Below are 13,553 nucleotides of genomic sequence, written 5' to 3'. Positions count from 1 at the left end.
CTTCATACCTTGGATAGAAACCTTACCGGCACCCCGATGTCCGTTTCCAGTTGCTTGTAGTGTTCCCCTTTTGCCAGAATTGCCTGCACACCCACAAGCTCAATGCCCATAACGGACATTTGCTCAGCGATGCAGCGGATGGTAGCGCCTGAACTGATCACATCATCCAGCAGCAGCACCCGGTCACCGGCGGAGAATCCGTCAAAATAAATATAATTCTCGTTATACGCCGTTTCGCGTTTGATGCTGACCTCGTAATTCTCATACAGCTCCGTGCTGAGCCGCAGGATATTCATCGGCTTCATCAGCTTGTAGGCTGCAAGCATGCCCCAGGTATGCCCGCCCGGTTCAGGCGATACGATGTAATCGAAATCCGGGAATTGTTCCGTAACGGCCTCTGCCAGACTGTCGGTAATCTCGCTGATCAGCTCAGGGGTGATGTAGGTTCCGCGTTCTCCAAAAGGGTATAGCTTAAAGTCATAGGCTGTATCTTTATTCTTGTAGATCCTCACATTCTTGGCTTGGCTGATCGATTCGCTTAACCGTGCGTAGGATGCACTCATTGCCCTCACTCCTTCTATTCTAGATGCCAAAAACCCCAGGACCAAGAGGCGCAGGACAAGACTGGTACGTCAGGAGGAGAAGCCGGGCATAGCCGTGTTCCCTTCACTGGTTGCTCCAGTATCTTGTCTGGCCTCTTGTAGCCTGGGGCAATTTACGGTTGCCTGTAGATACGCTCATTCCAAATTAACGAGCTTATACAAGAGATGTTTGATTAGAGAATCTGACATATTAATGAATCGGATGGTTTATAAATGATTGTTTACGATTTTGGTGTTATATAATATTACGCATATCATTTGTTATATGCTATCATCCGCAATAATGTGTGTCAATATTTTGTTTTAATGTTATATAAGATCACATTTACGTGTTTGAATTGATTTTTAAAGCCGGTTTATTTGTGCCGGACCCTCAACGGATTATATTTAATACAGATAACCTGCGGATTCATAAAAAAACTCTAAATAACCCATTCTAAAGCATGGTGCTTTGGCGGATTTTTATTTATAATAATTATTATCTGCAATTCATAAATAGTTCAAAGGTTTTGTAAAAAGCCGTATTTTGATGTGATATACTTAACACAGCGATTTGAGATCTTGTGAAATTGATACTAATACATGCTAATAAGCAGTAACAGTGCCTACACCAATGAATAGAGATTAGGATGGTGAACAAGCGATGCATATTGTCGTCGTTGGCCTGAATTACCGTACGGCTCCCGTAGAGGTGAGAGAACAGTTCGCTTTTGCCGAGAAGGATCTGCCTGCTGCGCTTCATCAGCTGATGCAGACGAAGAGCGTTCTGGAAGGGGTCGTAGTCGCCACCTGTAACCGGACGGAAATTTATGTGGTCGTGGACCGCCTTCATATGTGCGGATATTTCATCCGCAGCTACATGGAGCAGTGGTTCGGTGTAAAAAGTGATGTATTTGCGCAGCATATGTATATATATGAAGACGAGCAGGCGATTGCCCACCTGCTGCGTGTAACCTGCGGCCTGGATTCCATGGTGATCGGCGAGACGCAGATCCTGGGACAGGTACGCAGTGCTTTTTTGACTGCCCAGGCGGAGGGTGTAACCGGAACGTGGTTCAACCGGCTGTTCAAGCAGGCGGTGACGCTCGGCAAACGTGCGCATAGCGAGACTTCCATCGGTGAAAGTGCGGTTTCGGTCAGTTATGCAGCGGTGGAGCTGGGCAAGCGGATCTTCGGGATGTTTACCGGCAAAAGAGTGCTCATTCTCGGCGCCGGCAAAATGAGTGAGCTGACAGTGAAGCATCTATACAGCAGCGGCGCGGCTGAGGTTATCGTCGCCAACCGGACGTTGTCCCGGGCGGTGGAGCTGGCCGAGAAGTTCTCGGGCAAGCCGAGCACGATTGAGGAAGCACTGAAGCGTCTGGATGAAGTGGATATAGTCATCAGCTCCACGGGAGCCGACGGTTATGTGCTGACGGCTGCCCAAGTGGCTGAAGGGATGAAGCGCCGGCCGTCACGGCCGCTGTTCATGATCGACATTGCCGTGCCCCGCGATATTGATCCGGCTGCGGCAAGTGTGCCGGATGTCTTCCTCTATGATATCGATGATCTGGAAGGCATTGTGGAGAGCAATCTGGAAATGCGCCGCAGTGAAGCTGCCAAGATTGAAGTGATGATCAGTGAGGCAATGGATGAATTCCAGCTGTGGCTGAAGACGCTAGGTGTCAGACCGGTGATCCGTGCGCTGCAGGACAAGTCGAACGGGATTTATGAAGAAACGATGGACAGTCTGTTCAACAAGCTGCCTGAACTGGATGAGCATCAGCGTAAGGTTATCCGCCGCCTGACCAAAAGTATTGTGAACCAGATGATGCATGATCCGATCAATGTCATCAAGGAGTTGTCTGGCGGGAAGCAGGGGAATGAAGCTCTGGAGTACTTCACCCAGATTTTTGCACTGCAGGAGCAGCTGGACCCGGGTCCGGATGACCGTAGTGCTATACCGGTTGAGGAGGCGCCTGCTGAAGTATCTTCCGGCGGAAAGTTCGCGGTGCCGGGGACGGTGTTTGCTCCGGCCGGCCTGCTGGGCGGGTGAGCGACATGCAACTGCTGAACGGAATATATGATGCCGCTCTGCTGCTATATGCCCTGAGCCTGCTGTTTGTTTTCTCGGATTGCCTTCGGCGCAATCCGGGCGGAAAGCGGCTGGGCACAGGGCTTCTTGCTGTTGTGGGCCTGCTGCAGCTTGCGGGGCTGGCGATCCGCTTCTCTCAGGAGGGCGGTCTGCCGATCTTCACACCGTATGACTTCCTGTTCTGGTTCTCCTTCAGTATGGTGGTGATCTCACTTGCCATTGCGTACACGCGGGGCGGCGAGTTTACAATTCTGCTGCTCAGCATGGCAGGGTTCAGCGTGTTTCTGCTGAACCGGGTATGGCTAACTGCAGAGGATCATGCCTTGCAGAGCTGGAGTGCGGTGCACGGCTGGCTGGCGATGCATGTGATTTTGGCCAATTTGAGCTTTGCCGCACTGACACTGGGGACCGTATTTGCGATAATGTATTTGTTTCTGCATAGCAAGCTTAAGAATAAGAAGTGGGATGACCGTGTCCGCAGGCTCCCAAGCCTGGAGACAATGGACAAATATTCGTATACTGCTATCCTTGCCGGTGTGCCGCTGCTGCTGGCCTCGCTGATTCTGGCAGGCTTATCGATTATTGCGGAAGGGCGGACGCCGCTGTTCCAGGATCTGAAGGTGCTAACTACGCTTATCGGCCTCGGAGTCTACATACTCTATATAGTATTGAAGGTTTCCGGCCGCAGAAGCGGTACGGCGATGGCACGCTGGGCCATTACTGGCTATGGCTTTATCATCCTTAATTTCCTGCTGAATTCATGGTCTGAGTTCCATGGCTGGGGCGGGTAGTAGGGCTGTAAGCTGGGTGCTGAAGTGCGGAGGCGGCTGGTGTGCTGAAAGAGGTAGCTGGTGTGTGAAGTACGGTGGCAGCTAGTGTGCTGAAGTGCAGAGGCGTGGCTGATGTGTTGAAGTGCGGAGGCGGCTGGTGTGTTGAAGTGCGGAGGCGGCTGGGTGCTGAAGTGCGGAGACGGCTGGTGTGCTGAAGTGCAGAGGCGGCTGGTGTGCTGAAGTGCGGAGGCGGCTGGTGTGCTGAAGTGCGGTGGCAGCTAGTGTGCTGAAGTGTGGAGGCGGCTGGTGTGTTGGAGTGCAGAGGCGGCTGGTGTGTTGAAAGAGGTAGCTGGTGTGTTGAAGTGCGGTGGCAGCTAGTGTGCTGAAGTGCGGAGGCGGCTGGTGTGCTGAAGTGCGGAGGCGGCCTGAATTGTGCTCGAGAGCACAGGTGGATGAGAAGCAAGGGGTTATGCTGGAATGTACAGACAAGAAACGGGAAGTTATACGGGCATGTTATGGTGGCTATGGAGCGATAGCTTATGGGCGAGTGATTGAACTGAAGTGTTATGGTGACTTATAGGGCGAGTGATTGAACTGAAGTGTAATGGTGGCTAATGAAGTTAGTGATTGTACTGAAGTGCTATGGTGACTTATGAAGCGAGTTATTGTACTGAAGTGTTATGGTGGCTATGGAGCGAGTGATTGTACTGAAGTGCTATGGTGGCTTATGGGGCGAGTGATTGTACTTATGGCAGCTTATGGGGCGAGTGATTGTACTGAAGTGCTATGGCAGCTTATGGGGCGAGTGATTGTACTGAAGTGTTGCTATGGCAGCTTATGGGGCGAGTGATTGTACTGAAGTGTTATGGTGACTTATGAAGCGAGTGATTGAACTGAAGTGCTATGGCAGCTTATGGGGCGAGTGATTGTACTGAAGTGTTATGGGCGGCTAATGAGAAAAGTTAATTGAGTGCGCGCCGGACTGCTGTCCTGCTGTAGTGGCAACCGGGGACTGATTTCTTAGTTGAGCAAGCTGGGGTATTGTGGTGTGGAGTATAGTAAATTTTCGGATGCTGGAGTGAGGCGGGATGAGCAAATATTTGCCCATTATGCTGGATGTTCAGGGCAGACTGGTGGTAATGATCGGCGGCGGAGCTGTGGCTGAACGTAAAGCGGCTCCGCTGCTGGAGGCAGGAGCGGGGCTGGTGATTGTCAGTCCTGCACTTAGCGGGACGTTGTCCGCAGCGGCTGCGGAGGGGTGGCTGAAATGGGTCAGCCGCCCCTATGCTCCCGGAGATCTCCAGGGAGCTGTCTTGGTCTATGCCGCCAGCAGCGACAGGGCGGTGAATGAAGCGGTGGCCGGGGAGGCCCGGATGCTGGGCCTGCCGGTCAATGTCGCCAGCCACGCCGAGGCGGGCAGCTTCATCACGCCCGGTATCCTCCGGCGGGGGCGGTTGACGGTTGCGGTCTCGACCTCCGGGGCGGGACCGTCCGCTGCTGCGCAGATCACGGCGCAGATCGCCGGGCTGCTGGGCGAGGAATACGAGCCTTATCTGGATTTCCTGCATGAGCTGCGCACCGAAATCAAGCGGCTGGAGCCTGTAGCTGAGATTCGCGCCCGGCTGCTGCGGAGGCTGGGGAAGCTTGATGTGTTGGATGAGATGCGGCAGGGCACCTTTATACCATGGACATCAGAGGTAATCGAATCCTGGATTGCATGTAACCGGGAGGAGTAGGCGGAATGATCGGGTGGAGTCGGCCATCGGGAGACGTAGATCGAAAGAGCGGATGGAGCAGGTTATCGGGAGGCGTAGATAGATTGATTGGGTAGAGCAGGCCATCACGTAGATCGAACAAGCGGATGGAGCAAGCATCAAGTACAACTGCTGCGATTGCGGAGTAAGTTTGCATCTGCTCTGGCTGCTTCAAAACTAATTCATCAATCATTGAGACTGCTTCGAAACTGAGTCTGCAAAGACATAAGCTGCGGCAGAAGTTGACTCAAGTTGCCGATTGAATCGTGCAGATGAATCTGTTCCAAACGAATTGGCGGGTTAATGCTTGACGGCCTGCATATTTGAATAGACGATTGAATGGACCAACGGCTGAACGGCCGAATGATCAGAGAAATAGACGAATAAGTAGAATAAGTGGATGTGTTTATGACGTTGAAGTGGGCGGATTCGCGGGTATGTGGCTGGAATGACCAAAGCTGACTGTTGTGCGGTAAATTAGAGGGATAAATCCCTTTGATTTGGGCTAAATCCGCCGAAATGAGCAAATTAGAGGGATAAATCCCTCTAATTCGGGCGAAATCGCCCGAAATGAACAAATTAGTGGTATAAATCCCCTTAATTCCAGCAATAGTGGCGCGAATGAGCAAATGAAGGGCAAAAGTGCCCTTAAGTCCAGCAATAGTGGCGCGAATGAGCAAATGAAGGGTAAAAGTTCCCTTAATTCCAGCAATAGTGGCGCGAATGAGCAAATGAAGGGTAAAAGTGCCCTTAATTCCAGCAATAGTGGCGCGAATGAGCAAATGAAGGGTAAAAGTGCCCTTGATTCCCGCGAAAGTGGCGCGAATGAGCAAATGAAGGGCAAAAGTGCCCTTAATTCCAGCGAAAGTGACACAATTGAGCAAATGAGAGGTATCGTGCAGGAAACAGGGCGGGTGCAGGTAACTTGAACAGGGGGAATGGTTCATGCGGAAGATTATTGTGGGCAGCAGACAGAGTGCGCTGGCGCTGACGCAGACAGGGCATGTGATTGCCGATCTGGAGCGGCTTAGCGGGGAGCATGGCTTTGATTTTACTTTTGAGGTGCATAAGATTGTTACCAAAGGCGACCGGATTCTTGATGTCACACTGTCCAAGGTGGGCGGTAAGGGTCTTTTTGTGAAGGAAATTGAGCAGGCCATGCTGGCCAAAGAAATCGATATGGCAGTACATAGTATGAAGGATATGCCTTCCGAATTGCCGGGAGGCTTGATTAATGGTGCAGTGCCGAAGCGGGTAGATCCGCGGGACTGCCTGATCTCAAGCAGCGGAGCAGGCCTTGAGGATCTGCCGCAGGGCGCGCGCGTAGGCACAAGCAGCCTGCGGCGCTCCAGCCAGCTGGCCGCGCTCCGGCCGGATCTGGTTATTGAGCCGGTGCGCGGCAATATTGACTCGCGGCTGAAGAAGCTGGAGAACGGCGAATACGACGCGATTCTGCTGGCAGCGGCAGGCTTGTCGCGGATGGGCTGGCAGGACCGGGTAACGGCTTATCTGCCGCCGGAAATCTGCCTGCCCGCTGTGGGCCAGGGAGCTCTCGGCATCGAATGCCGTGAAGACGATGAGGAGCTGCGCAAGCTGCTCGCGCTCTACAATGATGAGCGCACCGCTCTTACGGTGACGGCGGAGCGCACATTCCTCGGCGCCCTGAATGGCGGCTGTCAGGTGCCGATCGGCGCCTACGCTGTGCTGGAGACGGAGAAGGCCGGGACAACGGGAACAACCGGGACTATTCATTCCGGCGGGACTTCTGGAGAAGGCGGCCTGTTAATCACTTTAACCGGAATGGTGGGAACACCGGACGGATCGGTAATCCTTAAAGAAACCTGCACGGGAGAAGATCCGGTGCAGCTCGGTGCGGAGGTTGCCCGCAAGCTGATTGCCAGGGGCGCAGAGAAGATTTTGGCGGATGTAAAGGGACAGGATACTCAGGGATAAGGTGATAAGGGGATGACGGAGATGGCGGGGAAGGTTTATCTTGTAGGTGCAGGTCCGGGGGATGCCAAGCTGATTACGGTTAAAGGTCTGGAGTGTATCCAGAAGGCAGATGTGCTGGTCTATGACCGGCTGGCGAGTCCAAGGCTGTTGAAGTGGATGAAGCCGGGCGGGGAGAAAATATACGTAGGCAAGCTGCCGGACCGCCATACGATGAAGCAGGAGGACATTAATCAGCTGCTTGTCGATCTCGCTCTGGAGGGCAAAACGGTAGTGCGTCTGAAGGGCGGAGACCCGGTGATTTTTGGCCGGGTGGGTGAAGAAGCGGAGCTGCTGCGGCGGCATGGCATCTACTACGAGATTGTGCCGGGTATTACCTCGGCTATCAGCGTCCCGGCATACGCCGGTATTCCGGTAACCCACCGGGAGGCTGCGTCTTCCCTGTCGATCATTACCGGACATGAGAGCCCGGATAAGCTGGATCATTCCATTCATTGGGATAAGGTGACGAATGCCACGGGAACCCTGGTGTTCCTGATGGGCGTCGCCAAAATCGGATATATCAGCGCCCAGCTGATGAAGCACGGGCGTCCGCCGGAAACGCCGGTGGCGCTGGTGCGCTGGGGGACACGTGCCGATCAGGAGACACTAACCGGCACGCTTGCCGACATTGAAGCGAAGGTCAAGGCGGCGGATTTCCAGCCGCCGGCCGTTATCGTTGTCGGCGATGTAGTGCTCCAGCGGGAGCACCTCATGTGGGTTGAAGCGATGCCGCTGTTCGGCAAGCGGATTGTGGTGACGCGGGCCCGCAGCCAGGCCAGCGAACTGGTAGACCGGATCGAGGAGCTTGGCGGCGAACCGTATGAGTTCCCTGTCATTGAGACGGTTATGCAGCGTGATGCGGACAAGCAGGCAGAGATTGCTTCAGCGCTTGGCCGGCTTCCAGAGTACGACTGGGTGTTCTTCACCAGTCCGAACGGCGTGGACTTCTTCATGCGCCATCTGGCGCAGTTGAAGACGGATCTGCGCGGTCTGCACCGTGCGCGGATATGTGCGGTGGGACCGGGTACGGCTGCGGCGCTTGCCGGGCGCGGGCTGATTGCCGAAGAACTGCCTGGACGCTTCCAGGCAGAAGGGCTGATTGAAGCCTTCGGCGATCAGCTGCAGCCGGGGCAGAAGGTGCTGCTGCCGCGCGGCGATCTGGCGCGCGAGTGGCTGCCCGGCAAGCTGAAGGAGCTGGAGCTGGAAGTGACTGAAGTGGATACGTATGAGACTGTGGTTACTGGTGAAGATGATATTGAACTGGTGAAGCTGCTCGAAGAGAAACGGATTCATGCGGTCACCTTCACCAGCTCTTCCACGGTGCGCAACTTCATCTCTATCCTGAAACGGATGGGCCTGGAAGATCCGCTGACGCTGCTGGCGGGGGTCAAAATCGCCTGCATAGGTCCGGTAACCGAACAGACTGCTGTGGAGGCCGGGTTGACTCCGGGCTTGCTCCCGGACGTAGCGACGATCGAAGGGCTGGTGCAGGAGCTCTGCCGCTGGAATGAAACAACGAGGCTCAGATAACCTGCGGCCTGGTTTCCGCTAGTCCAGTCCGCTAATGCAATCTGGGCTCTGAAATTTTGAACACTGCATTTCAACTTTGCATTTTGTGATTTCATATTCGAATAAGGCTTGAGACAGATAGATGTGTTTAAATACTTACTGTACAGGAGGAAACAGCAATGAGCTTTCCAATAACTAGACACCGCCGCTTGCGCGGTACAGCCGGAATCCGAGGAATGGTGCGGGAGACTGTCCTGAACGTGCTGGACTTTATCCAGCCGATATTTGTAACCTACGGTACCGGTGTGAAGAGTGAGATTGGCTCCATGCCCGGCGTGTATCACTTCTCGCTGGATACCCTGAAGGCGGAAGTGGATGAGATTGCCTCCCTGGGAATTCCGGCCGTATTACTGTTCGGCATTCCCGAAACGAAGGACGCCATCGGCTCCTCCGGATTCGCTGAGGACGGCATTGTGCAGGAGGCTACCCGGCTGATTAAGCAGTGGTATCCCGAGCTGCTGGTTGTCGCCGACACCTGTCTGTGTGAATTCACCGACCACGGCCACTGCGGTATGGTACATACCCATACAGTTGACGGCGTAGTACATGGCGATGTGCTTAACGATGCTTCGCTGGAGCTGCTGACCCGCACGGCGGTATCCCAGGCCCGGGCCGGTGCGGATATTATCGCGCCTTCCAATATGATGGACGGGTTCGTGCAGGCGATCCGCAGCGGCCTTGACGAGAATGGTTTTGAGCATGTGCCGATCATGTCCTATTCGGTAAAATACGCATCCGCCTTCTACGGCCCCTTCCGTGAAGCGGCAGATTCTGCACCGCAATTCGGTAACCGCAAAACGTACCAGATGGACCCGGCCAATCTGCGGGAAGCGATCCGTGAGGCTGATTCAGATGTGCTGGAAGGCGCTGACATGCTGATGGTTAAGCCCGCGCTGGCTTATCTGGATGTCATCCGGACGATCCGCGACCAGTTCGATCTGCCGCTGGTGGCTTACAACGTGAGCGGTGAATATTCAATGGTAAAAGCGGCTGCACAGCAGGGCTGGATCGATGAGCAGGCAGTTGTCCTGGAAATGCTGACCGGCATGAAGCGCGCCGGAGCAGATATTATTATTACGTATTTCGCCAAGGATGCAGCCCGCTGGCTGCGCGGCTAGACTATATTCAGCTGTATAATTCAGCAGAGCAGGAGTGAAGAAGCATGGGCAATGTGCCGCTTACACGCAGGGAAGAGGCTTCCCGCACAGCTTTTGAAGAAGCGAAACAGTATATTCCGGGAGGGGTCAACAGCCCGGTCCGGGCATTCAAATCCGTAGGATTGACCCCGGTTTATGTAGACAGAGGCGAAGGCTCGCGTATCTTCGATATCGACGGCAACAGCTTCATCGACTACGTCTGCTCGTGGGGACCGCTGATTATGGGCCATGCCCATCCGGAAGTGGTGAAGGCGCTGCAGGAGACTGCGGTTAAAGGGACAAGCTTCGGCGCACCGACACTGCTGGAGACCGAAATGGCCAAGACCGTGGTGGAACGTGTAGCATCGGTGGACATTGTGCGCATGGTGAACTCGGGAACAGAAGCTACGATGAGTGCCATCCGGCTAGCCCGCGGATATACAGGACGCAGCAAAATCCTCAAGTTCGAAGGCTCCTACCACGGCCACGCCGACAGCCTGCTGATCAAAGCCGGTTCCGGGGTTGCCACATTGGGATTGCCGGATAGCCCCGGTGTGCCGGAAGGTGTAGCCATCAACACCATAACAGTACCTTACAATGACCTGGAAGGGGTCAAAATCGCGTTCGAACGTTACGGCAATGAGATTGCCGCTGTGATTGTTGAGCCGATTGCCGGGAATATGGGCGTAGTGCCTCCGCTTCCGGGTTTCCTGGAGGGTCTGCGCAAGGTGACGACGGGGTATGGCGCGCTATTGATTTTTGATGAAGTGATGACCGGCTTCCGGGTGGACCGCGGCTGTGCGCAAGGGTTGTACGGTTTGGACCCTGATCTGACCTGCTTCGGCAAGGTTATCGGCGGCGGTCTCCCGGTAGGTGCCTATGGCGGCAAAAGAGAGATTATGGAGCAGATCGCTCCGTCCGGTCCGATCTATCAGGCAGGCACACTCAGCGGGAATCCGCTGGCCATGGCGGCTGGTTACAGCACGCTGAAGCTGCTGACACCTGAAGTATATACCCGTCTGGAGGTGCTGGGTGCACGTCTGGAAGCGGGCCTTAAGCGTAACGCGCAGGAAACTGGCATCCCTCTCACGATTAACCGTGTGGGCTCTATGGTCTGCCCGTTCTTCACTGAAGGACCGGTTGTCAACTTCGAGACGGCCAAGACCAGCAACCTGGATCTGTTCAAGCGTTATTTCGGCAAAATGCTTGATCAGGGCATCAGCGTTCCCCCATCCCAGTTTGAAGGCATGTTCGTATCCGCTGTGCACAGTGAGCAGGATATTGATGATACGATTGAGGGCCATTATAATGCCCTGAAGTCGCTATGACAGGCGGGCCGGAGGAGTTGTCCGGCACAAGTATCCCTAGTGGAGCGGATGCAGATACAGGGAATACTGGCGCGGTCATCAGGAACATCACCGGCGGCGGCAAATGGACCCGGCGCGGAGAGTGGCTTCAAGTCATGCCGGGCCGGGTGATTACGGCTGCGGCCGACAGGCAGGCCGCCATTGACGCCTGGCTGCTCGGCACGGCCGGGATGCCGGAGAAGCTGCACTCGCGGCTGCGCCGCGAAGGCGGCATCCAGTGGAAGGGCGACCGGCTGATGCTATCCCTGTTCCCTTACCGGGAAGCAGGTATTGAGCCGGTATGGCAGGAGCTTGAAGTACTGTACGAGGATGACTTCTGCCTCGTGGTCCATAAACCGGCCGGCATGGCGGTTCATCCGGATGGCAGCGGAGCGGGCGTAACGCTGGATCATATCGTCGCAGCGCATTACGCCGCTTCCGGCGGAGGAGTAGCCGTCCGCCATATTCACCGCCTGGATAAGGATACAACAGGACCTGTGCTCTATGCGAAGAACGAATACGCCCAGCTTGTGCTGGACGAGGATATGCGCGACAAAACCGTATCCCGCCTCTACGCGGCGATTGTGGAAGGCATTGTGCCGCCTGAGCTTACCGTGATCGATGCCCCGATCGGCCGTGACCGCCATCATGCGGCGCGCCGGCGGGTCTCGCCGGGAGGACAGGCGGCGGTCACGCGAATCATAGGGCGGGAAGCGCTGCCTGGCGGAACTGTGCTGAAGGTGCAGCTGGAGACGGGGCGCACGCACCAGATTCGTGTCCACCTCAGTCATGCGGGTCATCCGCTGTACGGGGATGACCTCTACGGCGGACCCGGCTGGCATACAGCAAGTGTCCGTGCGGGCGGCAGCAAGAACGACAAGCTGCCGCTGCGTACGGAGCCGGGTAAGGTGAAGTCGGCGATTACAGCCTGGTTCGAAGAGCAGGAGAAGGCGGGCATTACACCGGGACTGCAGGAGCCAGGCAAGCTGGCTGGTCCGGGCCGGCCGGAGGTTAAGCTTAAGGCCAAGGCGAAGCCGGCAGGTGCAGACCGGCAGGCGCTGCATGGCGAGAAGCTTATTTTTGCCCACCCCTGGACCCGAAGCAGGGTCGAAGTATCCGATCCATGGCCGGAGGATATGCGGAAGCTTCGCGTGCAATTAGGCGGGGAGCCGCTGAACTAGTATAGCGCTTAGGAGTATGCGGCATGCTTAATTGCACTTTGTACAACTAAATCGTCAGTTTTACAACCAGTTATCCGTTTAGTTGTATTTCGTGCAATTAAACTGCCGTTTATAGAAGGTTTTCACCGATTCGGGCGGATTTAGTTGTACAGAATACAGTTATACGATGCAAGCACATCTTTTCGCTATTTTTAATTGTACAGAATACAACTATCACCGAGTTTCCATTTGAAATGGAATTTCATATAGCGGCTGATCGTCATCCGCGAAGCTATGTAAATTAACCAAGCAGCGATTCTCCCATAGGAGGGGCGCTGCTTTTTTGCTATCTGCAGAACAAATTAATAGAAGTGACAGAGATTGGCTGAACAAGGCCAACGCCGCTATTTCTTCTCCAGCTCTTGCTGTTCTGTTACCCAGGCCTATCCGGCTGTAAATATTCCGGCGGAGCGCAGGGTTCCGCTGATACATTTCCGCATTGCTGTTCGTCTTACTGTAAAGGAGATGAGTCTATGAGACGCAAACGCAGAGTAATCCTGGCAACAGCACTGGGTGCAGCGGTTATTGCCACCGGACTGATACTGGCCGCACAGTTGAACAGCAAATACGGCATTTTGAGTATGGCTGCCCAGTTCCAGAGCTTCAAGGTGACAGTATACAATGAGTCCGACTTTGATCTGAGCATCCTTGAGACTGGTGTGGTTACGAACGCAGCTGCCGGTGCCTCCACTGATGAACTCGGGAAAACGCTCAGCAGCGGAAAAACAATCAAAATCAGACCCCGGCTTAGCTTAAGCGGCGAGGGGGGCATTTATCTGAAATATACAGATCCAAGGGCGCCGGAGGTAGCTCAAACGGTTGGAATATGCTCCTACACCGAATCCTTATCCGGATATTCCAAGGTCACGATAACGAATAATAAAGTGACTGTGAAAGAGAATTGCAGCTGATATTGTTGCTGGTTTTATGGGGGCGATCTGCTTTTTAGCGCGTTTCACCTCCAGTTATCCCTTCATTTCCCTGTTAAAAATACATATCCCAATTATTTGCAGTTTACTAGTAACATTTGTAACAGACGGATATCCAATATATTGATAAATATAGTATGTAAGCGTATCTCATAACATTA

10 protein-coding genes, 1 pseudogene and 1 riboswitch are annotated in these 13,553 nt (G+C 54.3%); of the genes and pseudogenes, 9 read left to right on the top strand and 2 right to left on the bottom strand.

Translation table 11 applies throughout. From position 1 onward, the window contains the following. Positions 1-2: 2 nt before the first annotated feature. Positions 3-563, bottom strand: a complete 561-nt coding sequence (locus NSU01_RS28275) for a phosphoribosyltransferase (RefSeq protein WP_039308084.1) — start codon at positions 561-563, stop codon at positions 3-5. A gap of 118 nt (positions 564-681) precedes the next feature. After that, a riboswitch (purine riboswitch) is annotated at positions 682-784 on the bottom strand. A 461-nt stretch (positions 785-1,245) separates the two neighbouring features. Between NSU01_RS28275 and hemA the strand changes: the two genes are divergently transcribed. The 3 genes from hemA to NSU01_RS28260 all read left to right on the top strand — a co-directional run bounded on the left by hemA (position 1,246) and on the right by NSU01_RS28260 (position 5,182). Further along, a complete protein-coding gene (hemA, locus tag NSU01_RS28270; RefSeq protein WP_076247829.1) occupies positions 1,246-2,637 on the top strand; it encodes a glutamyl-tRNA reductase in 1,392 nt (463 codons plus the stop codon). 5 nt (positions 2,638-2,642) lie between these two features. Continuing rightward, the gene (gene ccsA / locus NSU01_RS28265) at positions 2,643-3,467 is read left to right on the top strand and encodes a cytochrome c biogenesis protein CcsA (RefSeq protein WP_076247827.1); all 825 of its coding nucleotides are present in this window, start codon (positions 2,643-2,645) and stop codon (positions 3,465-3,467) included. Positions 3,468-4,534: 1,067 nt separating this feature from the next. Continuing rightward, on the top strand, positions 4,535-5,182 hold the full coding sequence (locus NSU01_RS28260) for an NAD(P)-dependent oxidoreductase (protein ID WP_076247825.1): 648 nt from the start codon (positions 4,535-4,537) through the stop codon (positions 5,180-5,182). Between the two features lie 203 nt (positions 5,183-5,385). Here NSU01_RS28260 and NSU01_RS28255 read toward each other — a convergent pair whose 3' ends face one another. After that, positions 5,386-6,084 carry a hypothetical protein gene (locus NSU01_RS28255; protein WP_144026196.1) on the bottom strand — a complete coding sequence of 233 codons (699 nt, stop codon included), beginning with the start codon at positions 6,082-6,084 and terminating at the stop codon, positions 5,386-5,388. Positions 6,085-6,145: 61 nt separating this feature from the next. Here NSU01_RS28255 and hemC point away from each other — a divergent pair, with 61 nt between their 5' ends. The 6 genes and pseudogenes from hemC (at position 6,146) to NSU01_RS28225 (ending at position 13,374) form a co-directional block, all read left to right on the top strand. Continuing rightward, positions 6,146-7,153, top strand: coding sequence for a hydroxymethylbilane synthase (gene hemC / locus NSU01_RS28250; protein ID WP_076247821.1), 1,008 nt, complete (start codon positions 6,146-6,148; stop codon positions 7,151-7,153). Between the two features lie 21 nt (positions 7,154-7,174). Then, positions 7,175-8,722: a uroporphyrinogen-III C-methyltransferase gene (gene cobA / locus NSU01_RS28245; protein ID WP_076247876.1), complete on the top strand. Its 1,548-nt coding sequence runs from the start codon at positions 7,175-7,177 to the stop codon at positions 8,720-8,722. 158 nt (positions 8,723-8,880) lie between these two features. Then, a complete protein-coding gene (gene hemB, locus NSU01_RS28240; protein WP_076247819.1) occupies positions 8,881-9,879 on the top strand; it encodes a porphobilinogen synthase in 999 nt (332 codons plus the stop codon). 44 nt (positions 9,880-9,923) lie between these two features. Next, positions 9,924-11,225 carry a glutamate-1-semialdehyde 2,1-aminomutase gene (gene hemL, locus NSU01_RS28235; RefSeq protein ID WP_042139601.1) on the top strand — a complete coding sequence of 434 codons (1,302 nt, stop codon included), beginning with the start codon at positions 9,924-9,926 and terminating at the stop codon, positions 11,223-11,225. 86 nt (positions 11,226-11,311) lie between these two features. Then, positions 11,312-12,073 (top strand): annotated as a pseudogene (locus NSU01_RS28230) (RNA pseudouridine synthase); the annotation flags it as partial. Positions 12,074-12,936: 863 nt separating this feature from the next. After that, the gene (locus NSU01_RS28225) at positions 12,937-13,374 is read left to right on the top strand and encodes a hypothetical protein (RefSeq protein WP_042139600.1); all 438 of its coding nucleotides are present in this window, start codon (positions 12,937-12,939) and stop codon (positions 13,372-13,374) included. Positions 13,375-13,553: the final 179 nt, after the last annotated feature.

It is taken from the genome of Paenibacillus sp. FSL H8-0259, assembly GCF_037963255.1.
Lineage (GTDB): Bacteria > Bacillota > Bacilli > Paenibacillales > Paenibacillaceae > Paenibacillus_AQ > Paenibacillus_AQ phytohabitans.
This window is presented reverse-complemented; position numbering and strand designations above follow the sequence as displayed.

Bases quoted from the DNA above. Each gene is read 5' to 3' on its own strand.
- hemC (WP_076247821.1), top strand. From the start codon at position 6,146: ATGCGGAAGATTATTGTGGGCAGCAGACAGAGTGCGCTGGCGCTGACG.
- hemB (WP_076247819.1), top strand. From the start codon at position 8,881: ATGAGCTTTCCAATAACTAGACACCGCCGCTTGCGCGGTACAGCCGGA.
- ccsA (WP_076247827.1), top strand. From the start codon at position 2,643: ATGCAACTGCTGAACGGAATATATGATGCCGCTCTGCTGCTATATGCC.
- hemL (WP_042139601.1), top strand. From the start codon at position 9,924: ATGGGCAATGTGCCGCTTACACGCAGGGAAGAGGCTTCCCGCACAGCT.
- NSU01_RS28260 (WP_076247825.1), top strand. From the start codon at position 4,535: ATGAGCAAATATTTGCCCATTATGCTGGATGTTCAGGGCAGACTGGTG.
- NSU01_RS28275 (WP_039308084.1), bottom strand. From the start codon at position 563: ATGAGTGCATCCTACGCACGGTTAAGCGAATCGATCAGCCAAGCCAAG.
- cobA (WP_076247876.1), top strand. From the start codon at position 7,175: ATGGCGGGGAAGGTTTATCTTGTAGGTGCAGGTCCGGGGGATGCCAAG.
- NSU01_RS28225 (WP_042139600.1), top strand. From the start codon at position 12,937: ATGAGACGCAAACGCAGAGTAATCCTGGCAACAGCACTGGGTGCAGCG.
- hemA (WP_076247829.1), top strand. From the start codon at position 1,246: ATGCATATTGTCGTCGTTGGCCTGAATTACCGTACGGCTCCCGTAGAG.